At 44.0% G+C, this 18,810-nt stretch carries 19 protein-coding genes, 1 tRNA gene and 1 pseudogene; 9 read left to right on the top strand and 12 right to left on the bottom strand.

Annotated elements, in window-relative coordinates; all coding sequences use genetic code 11:
• Positions 1 to 148: 148 nt before the first annotated feature.
• The 9 genes from rplL to deoC form a co-directional block, all read right to left on the bottom strand.
• Positions 149 to 511: a 50S ribosomal protein L7/L12 gene (rplL, locus tag B1L02_RS01600; protein WP_070982798.1), complete on the bottom strand. Its 363-nt coding sequence runs from the start codon at positions 509 to 511 to the stop codon at positions 149 to 151.
• Positions 512 to 582: 71 nt separating this feature from the next.
• On the bottom strand, positions 583 to 1,077 hold the full coding sequence (rplJ, locus tag B1L02_RS01595; protein WP_010376227.1) for a 50S ribosomal protein L10: 495 nt from the start codon (positions 1,075 to 1,077) through the stop codon (positions 583 to 585).
• Between the two features lie 337 nt (positions 1,078 to 1,414).
• Positions 1,415 to 2,119, bottom strand: a complete 705-nt coding sequence (rplA, locus tag B1L02_RS01590) for a 50S ribosomal protein L1 (RefSeq protein ID WP_010376228.1) — start codon at positions 2,117 to 2,119, stop codon at positions 1,415 to 1,417.
• 6 nt (positions 2,120 to 2,125) lie between these two features.
• Positions 2,126 to 2,554, bottom strand: a complete 429-nt coding sequence (gene rplK, locus B1L02_RS01585) for a 50S ribosomal protein L11 (protein ID WP_010376229.1) — start codon at positions 2,552 to 2,554, stop codon at positions 2,126 to 2,128.
• Positions 2,555 to 2,721: 167 nt separating this feature from the next.
• Positions 2,722 to 3,279, bottom strand: a complete 558-nt coding sequence (nusG, locus tag B1L02_RS01580; RefSeq protein ID WP_010376230.1) for a transcription termination/antitermination protein NusG — start codon at positions 3,277 to 3,279, stop codon at positions 2,722 to 2,724.
• Positions 3,280 to 3,283: 4 nt separating this feature from the next.
• The gene (secE, locus tag B1L02_RS01575; RefSeq protein ID WP_010376231.1) at positions 3,284 to 3,661 is read right to left on the bottom strand and encodes a preprotein translocase subunit SecE; all 378 of its coding nucleotides are present in this window, start codon (positions 3,659 to 3,661) and stop codon (positions 3,284 to 3,286) included.
• A gap of 133 nt (positions 3,662 to 3,794) precedes the next feature.
• Positions 3,795 to 3,871, bottom strand: a tRNA-Trp gene (locus B1L02_RS01570).
• Positions 3,872 to 3,967: 96 nt separating this feature from the next.
• A complete protein-coding gene (locus B1L02_RS01565) occupies positions 3,968 to 4,468 on the bottom strand; it encodes a hypothetical protein (RefSeq protein ID WP_088529670.1) in 501 nt (166 codons plus the stop codon).
• Complete coding sequence (deoC, locus tag B1L02_RS01560; RefSeq protein ID WP_088529669.1) at positions 4,452 to 5,201, bottom strand: deoxyribose-phosphate aldolase; 750 nt, start codon at positions 5,199 to 5,201, stop codon at positions 4,452 to 4,454. Before deoC ends, B1L02_RS01565 begins: the two co-directional genes overlap by 17 nt.
• 147 nt (positions 5,202 to 5,348) lie before the next feature.
• On the opposite strand from deoC, the gene B1L02_RS25070 reads away from it, so the two are divergent.
• The 7 genes and pseudogenes from B1L02_RS25070 (at position 5,349) to cysQ (ending at position 12,733) form a co-directional block, all read left to right on the top strand.
• Positions 5,349 to 5,531: a hypothetical protein gene (locus B1L02_RS25070; protein ID WP_088529668.1), complete on the top strand. Its 183-nt coding sequence runs from the start codon at positions 5,349 to 5,351 to the stop codon at positions 5,529 to 5,531.
• A gap of 284 nt (positions 5,532 to 5,815) precedes the next feature.
• The gene (cysG, locus tag B1L02_RS01550; RefSeq protein WP_088529667.1) at positions 5,816 to 7,237 is read left to right on the top strand and encodes a siroheme synthase CysG; all 1,422 of its coding nucleotides are present in this window, start codon (positions 5,816 to 5,818) and stop codon (positions 7,235 to 7,237) included.
• A gap of 42 nt (positions 7,238 to 7,279) precedes the next feature.
• Positions 7,280 to 8,179, top strand: a complete 900-nt coding sequence (cysD, locus tag B1L02_RS01545) for a sulfate adenylyltransferase subunit CysD (RefSeq protein ID WP_010376235.1) — start codon at positions 7,280 to 7,282, stop codon at positions 8,177 to 8,179.
• Positions 8,179 to 9,594 carry a sulfate adenylyltransferase subunit CysN gene (cysN, locus tag B1L02_RS01540; RefSeq protein WP_088529666.1) on the top strand — a complete coding sequence of 472 codons (1,416 nt, stop codon included), beginning with the start codon at positions 8,179 to 8,181 and terminating at the stop codon, positions 9,592 to 9,594. The genes cysD and cysN overlap by 1 nt, the downstream gene beginning before the upstream one ends.
• Before the next feature lie 33 nt (positions 9,595 to 9,627).
• Positions 9,628 to 11,351: pseudogene (locus B1L02_RS01535) on the top strand (SLC13 family permease).
• An 11-nt stretch (positions 11,352 to 11,362) separates the two neighbouring features.
• The gene (cysC, locus tag B1L02_RS01530) at positions 11,363 to 11,959 is read left to right on the top strand and encodes an adenylyl-sulfate kinase (RefSeq protein WP_088529665.1); all 597 of its coding nucleotides are present in this window, start codon (positions 11,363 to 11,365) and stop codon (positions 11,957 to 11,959) included.
• Positions 11,960 to 11,962: 3 nt separating this feature from the next.
• Positions 11,963 to 12,733 (top strand): 3'(2'),5'-bisphosphate nucleotidase CysQ, encoded by a 771-nt coding sequence (gene cysQ, locus B1L02_RS01525; protein ID WP_010376240.1) that lies wholly within the window; start codon positions 11,963 to 11,965, stop codon positions 12,731 to 12,733.
• A gap of 48 nt (positions 12,734 to 12,781) precedes the next feature.
• Here the strand turns inward: cysQ and B1L02_RS01520 are convergent, their stop codons facing one another.
• From B1L02_RS01520 to B1L02_RS01505, 3 genes are all read right to left on the bottom strand, one after another.
• Positions 12,782 to 13,612, bottom strand: coding sequence for an arylamine N-acetyltransferase family protein (locus B1L02_RS01520; protein ID WP_088529664.1), 831 nt, complete (start codon positions 13,610 to 13,612; stop codon positions 12,782 to 12,784).
• A 562-nt stretch (positions 13,613 to 14,174) separates the two neighbouring features.
• Positions 14,175 to 14,837 (bottom strand): hypothetical protein, encoded by a 663-nt coding sequence (locus tag B1L02_RS01510; RefSeq protein WP_088529663.1) that lies wholly within the window; start codon positions 14,835 to 14,837, stop codon positions 14,175 to 14,177.
• A gap of 84 nt (positions 14,838 to 14,921) precedes the next feature.
• Positions 14,922 to 15,191: a hypothetical protein gene (locus tag B1L02_RS01505; RefSeq protein ID WP_088529662.1), complete on the bottom strand. Its 270-nt coding sequence runs from the start codon at positions 15,189 to 15,191 to the stop codon at positions 14,922 to 14,924.
• 198 nt (positions 15,192 to 15,389) lie between these two features.
• Here B1L02_RS01505 and B1L02_RS01500 point away from each other — a divergent pair, with 198 nt between their 5' ends.
• Positions 15,390 to 15,758, top strand: coding sequence for an RNA-binding S4 domain-containing protein (locus tag B1L02_RS01500; protein WP_088529661.1), 369 nt, complete (start codon positions 15,390 to 15,392; stop codon positions 15,756 to 15,758).
• 268 nt (positions 15,759 to 16,026) lie between these two features.
• The gene (acnA, locus tag B1L02_RS01495) at positions 16,027 to 18,762 is read left to right on the top strand and encodes an aconitate hydratase AcnA (protein ID WP_088529660.1); all 2,736 of its coding nucleotides are present in this window, start codon (positions 16,027 to 16,029) and stop codon (positions 18,760 to 18,762) included.
• The last annotated feature ends 48 nt before the right edge of the window (positions 18,763 to 18,810 follow it).

Here is an 18,810-nt window from a genome sequence, read left to right as displayed (position 1 = left end):
AAAACTACTAAGTTATTGAAAATTACAGTGAAATTCGAAGATTTATGCACGATAGAAATGCATATCTCTATAGCGCAAAAGGGCCGGTGATTAAATAATCACCAGCCCTTGCCTGATTTCTCAGGCAGCGAACCTAGCGGGAGCTAGATTACTTGATCTCAACTTCAGCACCAGCTTCTTCAAGATCTTTCTTAAGCGCTTCAGCTTCTTCCTTAGATACACCTTCTTTGATAGGTGCAGGAGCAGACTCAACTAGCGCTTTAGCTTCTTTAAGGCCTAGACCTGTTGCGCCACGTACCGCTTTGATTGCAGCAACTTTGTTACCGCCAGCAGCAGCTAGGATTACGTCGAACTCAGTCTTTTCTTCAGCAGCTTCAGCAGGACCAGCAGCAACAACAGCAGCAGCTGCAGTTACACCGAACTTCTCTTCCATAGCTTCAACTAGTTCAACAACTTCCATTACTGACATTTCAGCAATAGCGTCAAGGATTTGGTCTTTAGTTACAGACATTTCAAATTTCCTAATTATTTACGAACCCATGCGGTTCAAAAAATTTATTAAAGAAAGGAGCGTTGCTTAGATTAAGCAGCTTGCTCAGCTTTCTGTACACGTACCGCTTCAATTGTTTTACACAATTTGCCAGCAGACGCTTCTTTCATAGCGCTCATTAAGCGTGCAACAGCTTCGTCGTAAGTAGGTAGCTTAGCAAGCATATCTACGTCAACGATTTTGCCTTCGAATGCAGCAGTTTTAAGCTCAAATGCTTCGTTCTTTTTCGCGAAATCTGCAAAGATACGCGCAGCAGCACCAGGGTGCTCTGAAGAGAAAGCGATTAGGCTTGGACCAACTAGTGATTCATTAAGGCATTCGTAATCAGTGCCTTCAACCGCACGTCTAGCTAGGGTGTTACGAACAACTTTCATCCATACACCAGCTTCACGAGCTTCTTTACGAAGAGCAGTGATTGCACCTACTGTTACACCACGAGAATCAGCAACAACTGCTGAAAGAGCACCTTTGGCAGCTTCGTTGACTTCAGCAACAATTGCTTTTTTGTCTTGAAGATTTAAAGCCATGGGTGTTACTCCTGGTTTATAGAAAAACAAACATGTTTTTCAGTTCTACTCTACCCTGCTAAAAACTTTAGCAGAGATGCTTTTTACGGCGAGAGCCAGAAGATTAGGAAAATCTAGCTGGGATTCACACCGTCTACGTAGGACGATTAAGGCCGAAGCCACCTACGGTCTTGGACGGAAGCGCAATTTATCGATTCATTGTAGACCATGATGGAAACAATTTTCGAAATTATGCGCTTCAACCCGAATTCTTTGCTTTGTAAAGAAGTACACTTCTCTACAAAATGGCGCAAAATTATAGTCTAATTTTTACGCCATGTAAACGCTAAACTCTAAATTATACTACTTGAGTATTTAGAGTAGCTTGGTCTAAAGCAACACCAGCACCCATCGTAGTAGAGATGCTTACTTTCTTCACGAAAGTACCTTTTGCAGTAGAAGGCTTAGCCTTCTTAAGCGCGATGATTAGCGCTTCAAGGTTTTCTTGAAGTTGGTTAGCGTCAAAGTCTACTTTACCGATAGTAGTGTGGATGATACCGTTCTTATCGTTACGGTAACGAACCTGACCAGCTTTAGCGTTCTTAACAGCTTCTGCAACGTTAGGAGTTACAGTACCTGTCTTAGGGTTAGGCATAAGACCACGTGGACCTAGGATTTGACCTAGTTGACCAACAACGCGCATTGCATCAGGAGAAGCAACAACAACGTCAAAGTTCATTTCGCCTTTCTTAACTTGCTCTGCAAGGTCTTCCATACCTACTAAATCAGCACCAGCTTCTTTAGCAGCTTCAGCATTTGCACCTTGAGTGAATACCGCTACGCGTACATCACGACCAGTACCGTGAGGTAGTACAGTTGCACCACGTACGTTTTGGTCAGATTTACGAGCATCGATACCTAGGTTTACAGCAACGTCAACACTTTCAACGAACTTAGCAGTAGCAAGTTCTTTTAGAAGAGCAACAGCTTCGTTGATTTCGTACTCTTTAGTCGCATCCACTTTCTCGCGGATAGTACGCATACGCTTAGTTAATTTAGCCATTCTCAATTACTCCTCTACGTTCAAGCCCATTGCACGTGCAGAACCTGCAATCGTGCGTACAGCTGCGTCCATATCAGCAGCAGTAAGATCTGGACGTTTCGTCTCAACGATCTCTTCAAGTTGAGCACGAGTAACTGTACCAACTTTTTCAGTGTTAGGACGACCAGAACCAGACTTGATACCAGCAGCCTTCTTAAGAAGGTATGCCGCAGGTGGAGTCTTCATTTCAAAAGTGAAAGAACGGTCACTGTAAACAGAAATAACAACAGGAACAGGTGCGCCTTTTTCGATAGACTCTGTACGTGCGTTGAACGCTTTACAGAATTCCATGATGTTTACACCGTGTTGACCTAGTGCAGGACCTACTGGAGGACTAGGGTTAGCCATACCAGCAGCAACTTGTAGCTTGATTAGAGCTTCAACTTTCTTAGCCATGATAATACCTCAATTGTGGGTCTTTGCCTCGTGCGCGCGAGGACGCGTACTCAAACGGCTTCCCAGTTAAAAAATTCAGTCTTTTTGCCGCATACTTTTGCGTACAACAAAAAGGCCGCTGATTATAGATTAATCAGCGGCCTTTGACAACTTTTTCAAGTTAGAATTTATTTGTCTTTCTCAACCTGACCAAATTCTAGGTCTACAGGCGTTGAACGACCGAAAATAAGTACCGATACTTTCAGGCGACTCTTTTCGTAATCCACTTCTTCAACCACACCGTTGAAGTCAGCAAATGGACCATCTGTAACACGAACCACTTCACCCGGCTCAAATAAAGTAGCAGGTTTCGGTGCTTCAGCATTCTCTTGCAGACGGTTAAGAATACGATCCGCTTCTTTTTGACTGATTGGTGCAGGACGGTCTGACGTACCACCAACAAAGCCCATTACACGAGGTGTACTATTCACCAAGTGCCAAGACGCATCGTCCATCACCATTTGAACTAATACATAGCCAGGGAAGAATTTACGCTCAGATTTACGCTTCTGACCTGCACGCATTTCAACCACTTCTTCAGTCGGCACAAGGATCTCACCGAATAGATCTTCCAACCCTTCGATTTTAATATGCTCGATAATGGTTTGTGCTACGCGTTTTTCAAAACCAGAAAACGCTTGGATCACGTACCAACGTAATTTCTTTTCTTTGTTCTCATCCGACATGGGATCAGATCTCCAATCCAGTTAAAAAGCCTACTGCACGGAAAAGTATACCATCTAATCCCCATAGGATTAATGCCATAATCACCGTTGCAATGATCACGATAAAAGTAGTGTGAGTCGCTTCCTGACGCGTTGGCCAGATAACTTTACGTACTTCAATTCGTGATTCTTTAGCAAAAGCGATAAAGGTACGGCCTTTTTCAGTCGTTACCAAAATGCCCAAAGCTGCAGCGATAGCTGCAACTACGCCAACAGCGCGTACTAAAACAGATAAATCGGCATATAGATAATTACCAACTACGGCACCAGTTAGAAGTGCAATAGCAGCTAGCCACTTTACCGTGTCCATCGAGCTTGACGAGTTTTCAACATTAGTGCTCATAATCAATTTTACCTTAAATACAGACACAACAACCCTGCATAGAACAGGGTAAATCCATTCAATCCAAATTTACAAATAAGCGACTTAAGTGGTTTTGGGTCACGTTATTTTAAATGTGGACTTGTTGCTGAATTGGCAGGGGCGGCAGGACTCGAACCCGCAACCATCGGTTTTGGAGACCGCTGTTCTACCAATTGGAACTACGCCCCTGCAAAGTGGATGCCCATTATACTGACGAAGCAAACGAAAACAAGTGTAAAAGATATGCAAAGTAACATTTAATCCAAACTTGGTTTTGTGAAGCCATCAGAAAAGACGTAATAGATCTCCGTGATAAAAATCACAAAGCACCCAAACTTGCTCAAATGGGTGACAATCAGGGATCTCCCAAGTCGTTTTTAAGCGCTTAAAGTCGTCTAGATGATAAATGGGGCTGGCATTTCGAATTAACAACCAAACACGTTGTGAATCATAGTGTTTTTTGGCTTTTTGATTGAGTAACCGCTGCAAGCCTATACTCAGCTGATCGGAGTCAGCAGCTTGGCTCATTGTCGCCAACTCTCTTTGGATAGATAGAGACAGCGGACGTCCAAGCACAGCCATCGCTTCTTTCTCACTGGCATAAAAATGGGCTATTTCTATATCAAGCTGTGTTTTTCCCTGATAACAACTGACGTCCGGTTTATTGGGCTCATTGTGCCAAATATGGCGCATATGCACTGCAAACTGCTTTTCATAACTACGTAAAAACAGTTTGGCCGCATCATGCTCAAGTTTTATTTTTTCTGCTTCACTCGCTCTGTCCATTCACAACCACTGCTACATCACTCAATAGGCTTGAAGCACCGAATCTAAAATTCTTGGCATTGAGCCACTCGGCTCCCATAATTTCTTCAGCCAATCGTAAATATCGCTGCGCTTCAACGACTGACTTTACTCCACCGGCCGCTTTAAATCCAACCGATTTACCGCTGCTTTTGATTGTCTTCAGGATAACCTCTGCTGCTTCTGGCGTTGCGTTGACAGCAACCTTTCCTGTACTCGTTTTAACAAAGTCCGCCCCAGCCACAATGGCAAGCTGTGCGGCTTCCGCAATGAGCTTTGGCTTGGCCAATACACCACTTTCGATGATGACTTTGAGCTTTGCTTTATCTTGACAAGCAAGCCTACTCGAATGCACATATTGCCAAGGCGTATCTGGGTCACCCGCCATCAGCTGCTGATAAGGAAGCACAAGATCAATTTCGTCGGCACCATCCGCGATTGCAGAATGAGTTTGTGCAAGGACTTGCTGGAGCTTTTGCTCTCCAGATGGGAAGTTGGTCACCGTGGCTACTTTTATCTGCGACCACTCACGCTTTTCTAGTTCTTCTTTTACTAAGGTCACAAATTGCGGATACACACAAATAGCCGCAGGTAGTCCGATATCAGGGTTAATGCTATTCAATAACGCGAGAATACTTGCCGACGTATCGTCCTCTTTCAAAGAGGTCAAATCCATTAAACTCAGCGACAACCGAGCATCAGATTGTAAAGTCATTACCGTGTTCCTTTTCACTCTATGTAATAAGCCTAGGGCCTGTTTATCTTTCAAGTTTGTTTTTGCAGCAGCTTGATTGGTATTTATACAAGGCAGAGCCTGCGTAGCATAGTTGTTCTATGTGAGTCAGGCGATAACACAGTAGAAATGCTAATCAAGCGCTGCCCTTTGGGTTCACCTGAGTGCGCTTTGTTCATTGTTGCTCCACTTTTGCCTAGATTACTAGGCGGCAAATCGAGCGCCGCGACCAAAACCCACTCAGAAGAACAAAAATCAAACAGCAAAGGTCAACAGGCCCTAGTTAAATGCATACAGCAACACCAACAATAGGACAAATGTCCGCACGCAATTACCTGTCGGACACGGTTTTTACTATTGTTCACTAAATGAATATCTCATAACCAAACACTATAATCGTCAAATCACAGCAAAAACTTAAGTTAACCATATGAAATAAAAAGAAACTAAGATTTAACCACTTTCTTTATAACTTTTGGTTATATAGAGTCGGTTTAAATTATTTTTTCCCACATTTGCAACTCTATATGCTGCGCTCTATTACTGATATCAATCAATATTGATATCAACTGTCGTGATGTTTAGCAGAGGTTATCGTGCAATACTTGCCAATTTTTACCAAACTAGAAAATAAACCTGTATTAATTGTAGGTGGTGGTGAGGTTGCGCTGAGAAAGTGTCGCGCCTTTTTAAAAGCAAACGCAGCAGTCTCTTTAGTTTCACCTGAGTTTTGCCCTGAGCTTTTATCGCTAGCAGCAGATTCAAGCGTTGCACTTCGACATAAGCCATTTGACGTATCAGACCTAGACAATACCATGTTAGTCGTTGCGGCAACGGATATTGAAGCCGTAAATGCAGAGGTGGCAGAGCTTGCTGAAGCTCGCAACCTTTTCGTTAACGTAGTCGACGACCAACCAAAGTGTAATTTTATTTTTCCTTCAATCGTGGATAGAAACCCTATTACGATTGCCATATCCAGTGCTGGAACTGCCCCCGTCCTTGCAAGGCGATTACGAGAGAAGTTAGAAACCCTTATTCCACAGCATATCGGTCCGCTGGCAACGCTTGTCGGTCAATTTAGACATAAAGTGAAAGCGCGCTTTAAACACTTTGCTGACCGCCGTCAATTTTGGGAATCCGTCTTTGATTCAAATGTGGTAAGTGAAGTACAAGCTGGTAATAATGAAAATGCACAAATTCAACTTGAAGCCATGCTAGAAAGCACTCCTTCACCTGAAGGCGAGGTTTATGTCGTCGGTGCAGGCCCTGGCGACCCAGAGCTACTGACGCTTAAGGCATTACAACTTATGCAGCAAGCCGATGTGGTAGTGTATGATTATCTGGTATCTGACGAAATCATGGATCTTGTACGTCGTGACGCTGATTTAATCTGTGTGGGCAAAAAAGCCGGTAATCATAGTGTTAAGCAAGAACACACCAATCAGATTTTGGTTGATTTAGCCAAGCAAGGTAAAAAGGTTTGTAGAATAAAAGGCGGCGACCCATTTATTTACGGTCGCGGTGGCGAAGAAGTACAAGTATTGGTTGAAAATAACGTGAAATATCAAATTGTTCCTGGCATTACTGCTGCAGCAGGATGTAGCGCGTACGCTGGTATTCCACTAACCCATAGAGATCATGCCCAAGCTATTCAATTCGTTACTGGACATTGTAAGCAAGATGGACAGGAACTCGATTGGGAAGGCTTAGCTAAGGCAAATCAAACGCTTGCCGTGTACATGGGGGTTATTAAGTCACCCCATATTCAAGCACAATTACTCGCTCATGGGCGTGCACCGAACACACCGGTAGCGATTGTGGAAAATGGCACGCGCAAATCTCAGCGTGTAGTAAGAACACAATTAGATCAACTTGCACAGACCATTACTGCGCATGATATTCAATCGCCAGCACTATTGATTATTGGTGAAGTGGCAGCATTACACGAGCAACTAGCTTGGTTTAATAAGAACAATCAAATCAGTAGCTTTGCTCAACCCATTACGCAAGTCGCGTAATTAAAGTACAAGATAGTTAAATTTATAATTAGGACATTAATCATGGCTTTAACCCATCTCCAGCAACTCGAAGCTGAGAGCATAAAGATCATCCGAGAGGTTGCCGCAGAGTTTGAAAACCCGGTAATGCTGTATTCGATTGGTAAAGACTCGTCGGTACTGCTTCACCTTGCTCGTAAGGCTTTCTACCCTGCGAAGATCCCTTTTCCTCTACTCCACGTTGATACCAATTGGAAATTCAGAGAAATGATCGAGTTTCGCGATAGATTAGCAAAAGAGTATGGATTTGAATTGCTTGTGCACAAAAATCCTGAAGGGCTAGAGATGAACATCAGTCCATTTGTTCATGGTTCATCTAAGCATACCGATATCATGAAAACACAAGGCCTTAAGCAAGCGCTAGATCAATATGGCTTTGACGCTGCCTTTGGTGGTGCGCGCCGTGATGAAGAAAAATCTCGTGCAAAAGAGCGCGTTTATTCATTTAGAGACAAGCACCATCGTTGGGATCCTAAAAACCAGCGTCCGGAGTTATGGAATACGTATAACGGTCAAGTGAATCCTGGCGAAAGTATTCGAGTTTTCCCATTATCAAACTGGACAGAGCTCGATATTTGGCAATACATCTACCAAGAAGGTATTGAGATAGTGCCGCTTTACCTCTCGAAGCCAAGACCGGTTGTTGAGCGTAACGGAACGTTAATTATGGTCGATGACGACCGCATGCCACTTGCTGAAGGTGAAGTGCCTGAAATGAAATCTGTACGCTTCAGAACACTTGGCTGTTACCCACTAACGGGTGCAGTTGAATCGGAAGCCGATACGCTTACCGGAATTATCGAAGAAATGTTGTTATCTACGTCATCAGAACGTGAAGGAAGAGTGATTGATCATGATTCATCAGGATCAATGGAGAAGAAAAAGCGCGAGGGGTATTTCTAATGTCAACAGCCAATGAAGTGAAAGAATTAGGCATTGAAACCTATTTAGCGCGTCAGCAAGACAAGAGCTTGTTGCGCATGATGACCTGCGGCAGCGTAGATGACGGCAAATCAACACTGATCGGCCGTTTGCTACACGATAGCCATCAAATCTATGAAGACCAATTGGCGGCGCTACATAAAGACAATGAAAAAGTCGGTAATGCGGGTGAAGATCTAGATTTGGCGCTACTAGTTGACGGCTTACAAGCAGAGCGTGAGCAAGGTATTACCATTGATGTGGCTTACCGTTATTTCTCAACTGCGAAGCGTAAGTTTATTATTGCCGATACGCCGGGACACGAGCAATATACGCGTAACATGGTTACGGGTGCATCGACCAGTGATTTGGCTATTATCCTTGTCGATGCCCGTTATGGTGTTCAAGTTCAGACTAAACGCCATAGCTTTATCTGTGATTCTCTGGGTATCAAACAGTTCGTTGTCGCGATAAACAAGATGGATATTGTCGACTTTGATGAGGCCGTATTTGAGCGTATTAAGGCCGACTATTTGAAGTTTGCTGAGCAGCTAAATGTAAAAGATATTCGTTTTGTGCCAATGTCAGCACTTAAAGGCGACAATGTGGTAAATCGCTCAGAGCAAACGCCTTATTATCAAGACAAACCATTGCTGGAACTGCTGGAAGATTCTCCTGCAGCAGAGCCTAACCATGGTTTTGAAGCGCGTTTCCCTGTGCAATATGTGGTGCGTCCTAACTTAGACTTTCGAGGTTTCCAAGGCACATTAACCTCTGGTAGTTTAAGCGTTGGCCAAGCGGTTAAAGTATTGCCATCGGGTAAAACATCAACCATTAAAGAACTCGTCACTTTTGATGGCAACCTAACCCAAGTGGAAACCGGACAAGCATTTACTATCACCCTAGCAGATGAGGTCGATGTGAGTCGTGGTGATGTGATTGTGCCTGCTGAGTCTGCTGCTCAAGTGACGAATCAGATCACTGCTAAGCTAGTATGGATGCACGAAACGCCACTACAACTCGGTAAAAGTTATAACCTTAAATTGGGCAGCAAGAAAACCGCGGCAATCGTGAAAAATATCGAGCACACTATCGATGTGAATACACTTGAGCACGGCCAAGCCGATTCATTGTCATTAAATGAAATTGCTATTGTGACAATCGAGCTGACAGAAAATGTCGTTGCGGATGAGTATTTAAATAATCGTGAAACTGGCTCATTTATTTTAATTGATCGCCTATCTAACCTAACCATAGGTGCCGGTATGGTGGAAACGGTTCAAGCAGCAACAACAGCGTCCTCAAGTCAGTTTAGTGAATTTGAGATTGAGTTTAATGCGTTAGTTCGCAAGCACTTCCCTCATTGGCAAGCGCTTGATATTTCGAAGTTAAAATAATGCAATTTAGCCTGTTAGTCGAGGTATGACGTCATTATGGAACAAGTCATTTTAACAGGCATTATGCTAGCGTTAGTCGTGTGTCTTTTTGCCACACGCATTAACGCTGCATGGCTATTCACAGGCGCAATCGCCATCAGTTATTTGACTGGCCTCATCGGTCTTGAGTCGATGTTGGTGAATTATGCGAATCCATCTTTAATTACGCTTGTGCTACTTATCCTAGTTTCTATTGCGATTGAAAAAACAACCTTAGTCAAAAAACTCGCCCACTCAATGGCACAAGGTAGCCTTGCAAAAGCGGTAATTAAACTGGGTTTATCCACGGCCTTTTTGTCTTCTTTTACCAATAACACGGCGGTGGTTGCTTCGCTGATCACAACCGTTAAAGAGAGCAAAACACATGCGCCTTCTAAGCTGTTATTACCGCTTTCTTATACCGCTATTTTAGGTGGCACATTAACGCTGATCGGTACTTCAACCAATCTTATTGTAAATGGGTTTGCCGTAGAAGCAGGGATGGCGCCGCTAGGCTTTTTTGACTTTACCTTGGTTGGTCTCGCCGTCCTTAGCGTTGGTTTATTGACCATCACGATTATGCTCAAATATTTGCCCGATAACGGCAAAAATAATGATGAGATTGTGCCTTTCTATTTAGAAGGCAAAGTTGAACCGAGCTCTAAGCTAGTTGGCCGCACCGTTGAAGAAAACGGCCTGCGTGATCTCAAAGACTTATTCCTTGCAGAAATCATTCGTGGTGAACGACGGATCTGTGCCGTAACTCCACAACAAGAGATTCTTGCTGGTGATGTGCTCCTATTCGTGGGCGACATTAATTCAGTGCCACTGTTACAGCGTTTCGATGGATTAAAGATAGTCCATGATAAACACGAGAAAGACGTTGAGCACTTGGTGGAAGTGGTCGTCAGTCAGTCTTCCCGTTTTCTTGGAAAAACCATTAAAGAGATCCGCTTTAGGGAGCAGTTCCATGCCGCTATTATTGCCATCCGTCGTGGTCATGATCGCCTACAAGGTGGGATAGGTCAGGTCGAACTACAAGCGGGGATTCTTTGATATTAGCCCCAAGCAGCGATTTTTATGCACTCCCCAATTTAAAACGCGAATTTGTATATATCTCAGGCCTAGATTTACAAACACATCTATCTCGTAATAAGTCCAACACGGTGCTTGCGAGTTTTGCGACAGTTGTTGGCCTTAGCATCTTTGGCGTTGTACCGCTGGTAAAAGGGTTAATTGTGTTACTCGCCGCCCTTGTAGTGCTCGGTACAATCAAAGTCCCAGAGATGAAACGTCGTTTTCCTATTGAGCTTGTCGCTATTGTTGGCAGTGCGATAGGACTGGCTAAGTTAATGATTGAAACCGGACTGGCAGCAGAGATTTCTTCGAGCTTGTTGTGGTTGTTAGGCGACTTTGGTCCTTACGGCGCATTTATCGCTATTTTTGTGATGACTGTGATATTTACCGAACTCATCACTAACAATGCCGCGGCAGCACTTTCATTCCCAGTAGCTTATGCACTGGCAAGTGGCTTTGATGTAAGTCCATTACCATTTGTAATGGCGGTAGCCTTTGGCGCGTCCGCAAGCTTTATTTCACCTTTTGGCTATCAAACTAATCTCATGGTATATAGCGCAGGCAACTATCGAATTCGTGATTACGTCACCATGGGACTGCCCTTGTCGTTGATTTATTCAGCGACGGTACTGACTGTTATTCCATTTGTCTTTCCATTTTAATAGAGCAAAGTATGGACGAAAATATTGTTTGGCATAACTATGCCGTAGATAAAACAAAACGTAGCGAATTAAAAGGTCATAAGCCTTGCGTGCTGTGGTTTACAGGCTTTTCAGGCTCAGGAAAAAGCACCGTGGCAAATGCACTTGAGCATGCACTGCAAGCAAAAGGCATACACACCTACCTCCTTGATGGGGATAATGTCAGGCATGGACTGTGTAAAGACTTAGGATTCAGCGATGAAGACCGAGTTGAAAACATCCGTCGAGTAGGTGAACTCAGTAAATTAATGATTGATGCGGGACTAATGGTACTCACTGCTTTTATTTCACCTTTTCAAGCAGAACGAGACATGGTGCGTAATTTAGTCGCAAGCGGCGAATTTATTGAAGTATACCTTGATACGCCGCTCGAAGTTTGTGAGCAGCGGGACCCTAAAGGTTTGTATAAAAAAGCGCGTGCGGGAGAAATAAAACACTTTACTGGCATTGATTCGGCGTATGAGCCCCCAATTAATCCAGAAATATGTTTAAATACTTCTGAGCAGTCGCTGGAAGAGTCTGTCCAGCAGCTAATACACTATCTACTGTCAAAAAATTTAATAGGGTAAGTCATGAATCATACGGATCTGCTGGAAGAAGTATTAAATCTGAGTATTCGCGCTGGTGAAGCGATTATGGAGATTTATGCCAAGGACTTTAATGTTGAATATAAAGAAGATGAAAGTCCCGTCACTGAGGCAGATCTCGCTGCGCATAAAATTATTGTTGCAGGCCTTAAAACCCTCACTCCCGAAATGCCGATATTAAGTGAGGAAAGCGCGGGAATAGATTGGCAAGAACGCCAACAATGGCAAGAATATTGGCTGGTTGACCCCATTGATGGCACCAAGGAATTCATCAAGAAAAATGGCGAATTTACGGTAAATATTGCACTTATCAATAACGGTGAACCCATTCTTGGAGTTGTTCATGCTCCAGCACTTAATGAAAGCTACCTTGCAGAAAAAAGCATTGGTGCGTTCAAGCAAACGGGTGAAGCTCGCATAGAGCTAAAAGTCACCACAAAGCCCAACCAAGGTTTAATTAAGGTGGTTGGCTCGCGCTCACACCCGTCACCAGATTTAGCTGAATACCTTACCCGCTTCGAGCAAGTAGACATGGTACCCAAAGGCAGTTCACTTAAGTTATGCTTAGTGGCAGAAAGTAAAGCCGATGTTTACCCTCGCCTTGGCCCAACTTCAGAATGGGATACCGGGGCCGGACACGCAGTGGCGAGTATCGCCGGGGCAAAGGTTAGTCAAGTGAATGGCGAGCCTCTGCGCTACAATCAAAAAGCCGAGTATCTTAACCCCTATTTTGTGGTTTCTAGGTTAGAAGACTAAGCTAGAAGGCTGTAGTACCGTAAACTAATTCACGTAAAACCAGTCGAATTAACGTTCGACTGGTTTATTTGCGGCGCGAGTTAGGGCTTTATCGTATACGCTGTTTAAAACCGCTCTTGGCGTTTCAAGCAAAAATATCTCTTTTACTAACTGTTCCAGTTGAGCAAAGCTCTCCACTTTAGTTTCAGTAACACTGCCATCGCATTCATGCCATTCAAAATAACTCTGATTACGCAGTAAATAACGATGGCAATCTGTGATTCGAGAAACCACTAAGTTATTCACAAACGCCGCTTCAGGATGTTGATGGGAATAAAAGTGTGCCACTTCACAATCGGATTCGAACACCTCAGCAAGGTCGACATGATATAAAGTGAGCGGTGCTTCGCCCTCCTCTAACAAAGTCACTTTGACTGTGTCTGCAGTTTTTTGTACCCGATAAGTCTGTCGACCTTGGATAGTTAAGGCCTGATTGATATTAATCGGTACTCGAGGAGACTTCACTCCAAACCCCACATCAACCAAATACTGCTCACCATCCAAATGTAGCAATGTCATCCGATGAGAGCGAGGGTTGGAGAGGCTACCATTTAGCATCACTCTCGCAAGAACTGGCCTTACTGTAAAACCAAGCTGTTGCAGCGCTAAAAATGCCACCTTGTTATGCTCAAAGCAGTAGCCGCCTTGTTTGTTGGTCACTAAACGGCTAAATAGTGGTAATGGGTCAAGCAACAGACGCTCGCCATACATAGCATTAATACTTGAGAAGGCGTAGCGAGAAAGGTGTTTTTGTTGTAACTCGGTGACCAGCTCAACCCCAGCAAAGTGCTGTAAAGATAAGCTGCTAAGATATTGATTGATATTCGCTTCTAATTCCATGACTGACTCCTAAAGTTGATGGAGGCAGGTTAAAACCTCAACCCATGTTAAGGTCAATAGGTATTTTTACTTTTTCAGCCATTACTTTTTATAACGTAATGAGAGGTGACTTTGTTATCCAAACCTCGTTAATAGCACTCAATGTCTGGTGATATACCCAATGGTCAGCTCCGAAATCTACGCGCATTGTTCTGCGATAGGGATAAATTCTGCGGGCTTACCTCACCGAGCGCAGAACTATTACAACGTAATAGGGCTTCAGACCCATTTAGGATCTGCCCTTTTTGACAATAGACGGCTGCAGGTTCAGACTTAATTCACGAGACGTTAATATTGCCTGCTGCACTTGCTCAATCTGGATCTTTCGACCAGCTTCTCTAGCAATGACATTAGTGAATGAATGATAGGTGTTCTTGCCTCACTTCTGCATCTCATACATTACAATATTGACATCATGTAGTAATTTCTCAGCATCGCACACGATTTTTCCTACTTTTATCCCCACGACGCAACGAGTAAGTTCGGCCTGAAGTAAGCCTCACGAACCCAGCGAGTTCTTAACTCACTCAGCAAAGATCACTTGTAAGTCACAGTTAAAGACCGGCACGGGACCATCGAAAAGCTGCTGGCGGATAAATGTTTTTGCAGGCTTGGGCCCCTGTAATGTCTGCACTGTATGTTCGCGCTCGGCATACACTTGTTGGTAGGGGTGCTGTTCGGGTTTATCACGCCATGTGAGCGTGAGAGAATTACTTTCATAAGTCCAACGCCCCCGATACTCAGTGCCAACCTGCTGCCAATGACCATTGGGTTTCAGCTGCAATTGGATAGAATCGTCTTTGCATTGGTGGGCAAACAATAGATCTGGCAGTGCTTGAACTGCTCTGTTTTGCACCAGATACAACCCCGCGTTATTCGGTGTATAACGGTGCCCTTCCATATTAAATTCTGAAATTGTCAGCGTATCAAAACCAATCTTTTTCACCACATATTCGATATCCCTAAGCCACTTGTCGCCTGAAGTCATCGGTGGAATATTTAATTGTGCGCTTTCATATTGTTGCGGTACGGGAAGCTCGGTAAAACGATAATGAATATCTCGCTTTTCTAACGCTTGAACTAAGTTAGCTCTAGTACCTTCATCGAGACCGGATTCAAAGATATGTAAGGTTTGGGTGCTACAGCCACTCAATAATAAAGTAGCAATTGCGAAAATACGTTGCATTGTCATCCTTGGTGTTACGCCTCGGTTTGAAATGCACCTAATCTGGGAAGTACACTTCAACCTCAGTCTTATTAATACTTCAAATTAACACCTAGACAACCAATTTTCAACAGAAGCTTTTGGGTAGAGAATATCTTTAAACAATCGATGCTGTTGATGACGTAAGTGCTGCTCCTGACTTGGCAGCCCGGCTTGCACCTGACTATGATGCTCATTAAATCGAGAGATGACAGAAAGCTTATCCTTGGCTTGCGTGAGAGACTCATTGACATAGTGACGTACATCATCCGCGGTCATTAGATCAGTCTTATCAACGTTCATAAGCTCTTTTCTTAATGCTGTGCGAATACCCATCGTTGCCTCCATAAAATACTGATAAAAACAAATCGCGTGGTCGGCCTGCAAGATACACACCAAATGCTTCAATAATGTTAAGGACCCCGGATTTAACGAAAAAGTTTCGTCATTCACCGTAGTAATTTTATATACTGTCGTATAAGGCAATAAGACACTGGCTGTGTTAGGTAAATACGGCATGTTGAGGTTATAAAAATGCAAGATGGGTTTATTGAAATTGAGCTCGAAGAAGAGCCGATAGAATTGTGTAACCTTTTGAAAGTGCTCGACTTAGCAGAAACTGGCGGACATGCTAAGTTATTGATCACTGAAGGTTATGTAGCAGTCAACGATGAAATATGTACGCAAAAACGTAAAAAGATTTATTCAGGCGATATTCTGCATTTTGATGGTGATGAATTTCATTTAACCTTAGCACCTGATGCTACGCCGCAACCGCGAGCAGTTGCCACTCCACGCGCCGAAACGGCACCAATGCCGAGTAAGAAAAAACGACAAAAGTCAGGAAAATCTTACACACAAGTGGACAAAAATACAGGCCGAAAACCCATTTCCTTTGGCTAGCAATCCCAGACGCTGACGTATTTAATTACAAAAATGCTCACCTTTTTAGTGCACCGACGCCTCGCGAAAGTGCACTTCCCCCTTGAAAAAGTGTCCGATCAACACTAGGACTATAGCAGTACAAAAAAACGGCAAGTCTGCAACTGGTACATTCTATGCACCTTGTTTTGCATTTTTAGAACAAAACCAATTCATTTAATTGGATGCTCTACTTCCCTCTTATATAGAGCAAATCTTAAGTGCAGTTGGTATAAGGAAAGGGTCAAGCATGAATAATTCATATAACACCCTGACTCAGCTTACCGTCGGCGAGCGTCAGGTCCATATTCACTCACTTCCAGCTTTAAGCGATAGAGCAAGAAGATTACCGTTTTCGCTTAAAATTTTATTAGAAAATTTACTGCGCCATGAAGATGGCAAAAACGTCACCGCACAAGATATTGATGCCCTACTCAACTGGAAGCCGGAAGATAAACCAAGTAAAGAAGTTGCTTTTACGCCCGCGCGCGTCGTGATGCAAGATTTTACAGGCGTACCAGCTATCGTGGACCTTGCAGCAATGCGTGATGCCATGGCAAAACTGGGCGGCGATCCCAACAAAATCAACCCTTTATCACCCGCTGAAATGGTCATAGACCACTCAGTACAAGTAGACGAATATGGCCACGATGGCGCCTTTGATCTTAATGCTAAGTTAGAGTACCAACGCAACAAAGAGCGCTATGAATTTTTGCGCTGGGGGCAAGGCGCGTTTGACAATCTAAAAGTGGTGCCACCCGCAACTGGGATCGTACACCAAGTTAACCTAGAGTATTTAGCACGTGTCGTATTCGAAAAAGAAATCGACGGTATGCCATTCGCCTATCCAGATACGCTGGTTGGTACGGACTCTCATACAACAATGATCAACGGCCTTGGTATTTTAGGTTGGGGTGTAGGCGGCATCGAAGCCGAGGCCGCTATGCTTGGTCAGCCAATTTCACTACTCATTCCTCAGGTCGTTGGCTTTAAACTTGAAGGGCAGTTGCCTGAAGGCACAACCGCAACTGATCTGGTGCTAACCGTGACACAAATGCTACGTGAACACGGCGTAGTGGGTAAATTTGTCGAATTCTTTGGTGATGGTTTAGCAGACTTACCACTTGCCGATCGTGCAACCATTGCAAACATGGCACCTGAATATGGGGCAACCTGCGGTATTTTCCCCATTGATAACGAAACCTTAGAATATCTACGACTAACCAATCGCGATGAAGAAAAAATTGCATTAATTGAAGGTTATGCCAAGCATCAAGGTATGTGGCGAGAGCCTGGAGATGAACCACTTTACACCGATGTACTGACACTAGACTTGGCAACAGTGGTTCCAAGCCTTGCAGGTCCAAAACGCCCACAAGATAGAATCCCACTTGATGATGCAGGTAAAACAATTCAAGCCCATTTGGGTGAATTCCAACATGAGCGCAGTGAAAAAAATGCCGTGTCTGACCAAGATGAAGCGCGCACCGTTGGTGAAGGCGGAACTTCTCGAGTTGATCAAGATGAGCCCGCAACGCTTGGCGTTGGTAAGGTTAAATTTAAAGATCAAGAATTTGAATTGGTCGACGGCGCCTGTGTTATTGCCGCTATCACAAGTTGTACAAACACCTCGAATCCAAGTGTTATTCTTGCCGCTGGCCTTGTTGCACAAAAAGCAAAGGCACTCGGCTTAAAACCTAAGCCTTGGGTGAAAACCTCATTGGCTCCAGGCTCAAAAGTAGTTACTGATTACCTAAAACAAGCCGACCTATTGGAACCACTTGCTGAGCTGGGTTTTGATTTAGTGGGATATGGCTGTACGACGTGTATCGGCAACTCAGGTCCTTTACCAAAAGAAATTAACGAGGCCATCGTTAAACACCAGCTGGTTGTCAGTTCCATCTTATCAGGAAACCGCAACTTTGAGGGACGGATCCATCAAGATGTAAAAATGAACTTCCTCGCCTCGCCGCCACTTGTTGTTGCGTATGCACTGGCGGGTCGCACTGATATCGATGTGTACAATGAGCCATTGTGTCAAACCGATGATGGACAGGATGTGTTCTTAAAAGACATTTGGCCATCGGTCTCTGAAGTCAGTGAACTTGTGTCTCAGACAGTAACACAAGCCATGTTTGAGAAGAACTATGCAGACGTTTACCGAGGCGACCAACACTGGCAACAAATTGCGGTAAATCAGAGTGAGCGCTATGATTGGCAAGATAGCTCTACTTATATTCGCAAAGCACCTTTCTTCGATGATATGAGTAAAGAGCCTCCGGGGATCCCAAGTATCAAAGGCGCACGCTGCCTCGCTAAACTAGGCGATTCAGTGACGACTGACCATATTTCTCCAGCAGGTAATATTAAAGCTTCAGCACCAGCTGGAGAATACCTACAAGAGCAAGGAGTGAAGCAAGCTGACTTTAACTCTTATGGTTCGCGTCGTGGCAACCACGAAGTGATGATGAGAGGTACATTTGCAAATGTACGACTACGCAATCAGTTGGCTCCAGGTACTGAAGGTGGCATAACTCGTCTATTGCCTGAGGGCGAACTTATGAGTATTTTCGATGCTGCAGAGCATTACCAGCAGCGTAATACCCCACTCGTTGTACTCGCGGGTAGTGAATACGGCACAGGTTCATCACGAGATTGGGCAGCCAAAGGGTCTTTGTTGTTAGGCATTAAGGCTGTGCTTGCTAAAAGCTACGAGCGAATTCACCGCTCTAATCTCATCGGTATGGGCGTGTTACCACTGCAATTTAAGCCGGGTGACGGTCACGAAGAGCTGGAATTAACGGGTGAAGAAGAATTTGAAATTGAAGGAATATACGACACATCAACCGAGGTGATAGTCACGGCAACGAATGCGGATGGCAAAGAAATCAAGTTTTCGGCGGATATTCGGATTGATACCCCCAAAGAGTGGGAGTACTACCAACATGGCGGGATTTTACAGTACGTATTAAGGCAAATGTTATAGCCCACGTTTGGCAATACCATAATGGAAAAGACGGCAACTGCCGTCTTT

The organism is Pseudoalteromonas piscicida, assembly GCF_002208135.1.
In the GTDB taxonomy this organism is placed as follows: domain Bacteria; phylum Pseudomonadota; class Gammaproteobacteria; order Enterobacterales; family Alteromonadaceae; genus Pseudoalteromonas; species Pseudoalteromonas piscicida_A.
The sequence above is the reverse complement of the archived record's forward strand: the minus strand, read 5'-3'. Positions and strand labels throughout refer to the sequence as shown.

Bases quoted from the DNA above. Each gene is read 5' to 3' on its own strand.
- B1L02_RS01565 (WP_088529670.1), bottom strand. From the start codon at position 4,468: ATGGACAGAGCGAGTGAAGCAGAAAAAATAAAACTTGAGCATGATGCG.
- cysN (WP_088529666.1), top strand. From the start codon at position 8,179: ATGTCAACAGCCAATGAAGTGAAAGAATTAGGCATTGAAACCTATTTA.
- acnA (WP_088529660.1), top strand. From the start codon at position 16,027: ATGAATAATTCATATAACACCCTGACTCAGCTTACCGTCGGCGAGCGT.
- cysQ (WP_010376240.1), top strand. From the start codon at position 11,963: ATGAATCATACGGATCTGCTGGAAGAAGTATTAAATCTGAGTATTCGC.
- B1L02_RS01500 (WP_088529661.1), top strand. From the start codon at position 15,390: ATGCAAGATGGGTTTATTGAAATTGAGCTCGAAGAAGAGCCGATAGAA.
- B1L02_RS01505 (WP_088529662.1), bottom strand. From the start codon at position 15,191: ATGGGTATTCGCACAGCATTAAGAAAAGAGCTTATGAACGTTGATAAG.
- rplJ (WP_010376227.1), bottom strand. From the start codon at position 1,077: ATGGCTTTAAATCTTCAAGACAAAAAAGCAATTGTTGCTGAAGTCAAC.
- cysC (WP_088529665.1), top strand. From the start codon at position 11,363: ATGGACGAAAATATTGTTTGGCATAACTATGCCGTAGATAAAACAAAA.
- rplK (WP_010376229.1), bottom strand. From the start codon at position 2,554: ATGGCTAAGAAAGTTGAAGCTCTAATCAAGCTACAAGTTGCTGCTGGT.
- nusG (WP_010376230.1), bottom strand. From the start codon at position 3,279: ATGTCGGATGAGAACAAAGAAAAGAAATTACGTTGGTACGTGATCCAA.
- B1L02_RS25070 (WP_088529668.1), top strand. From the start codon at position 5,349: ATGCTAATCAAGCGCTGCCCTTTGGGTTCACCTGAGTGCGCTTTGTTC.
- rplL (WP_070982798.1), bottom strand. From the start codon at position 511: ATGTCTGTAACTAAAGACCAAATCCTTGACGCTATTGCTGAAATGTCA.
- cysD (WP_010376235.1), top strand. From the start codon at position 7,280: ATGGCTTTAACCCATCTCCAGCAACTCGAAGCTGAGAGCATAAAGATC.
- secE (WP_010376231.1), bottom strand. From the start codon at position 3,661: ATGAGCACTAATGTTGAAAACTCGTCAAGCTCGATGGACACGGTAAAG.
- B1L02_RS01520 (WP_088529664.1), bottom strand. From the start codon at position 13,612: ATGGAATTAGAAGCGAATATCAATCAATATCTTAGCAGCTTATCTTTA.
- deoC (WP_088529669.1), bottom strand. From the start codon at position 5,201: ATGACTTTACAATCTGATGCTCGGTTGTCGCTGAGTTTAATGGATTTG.
- B1L02_RS01510 (WP_088529663.1), bottom strand. From the start codon at position 14,837: ATGCAACGTATTTTCGCAATTGCTACTTTATTATTGAGTGGCTGTAGC.
- rplA (WP_010376228.1), bottom strand. From the start codon at position 2,119: ATGGCTAAATTAACTAAGCGTATGCGTACTATCCGCGAGAAAGTGGAT.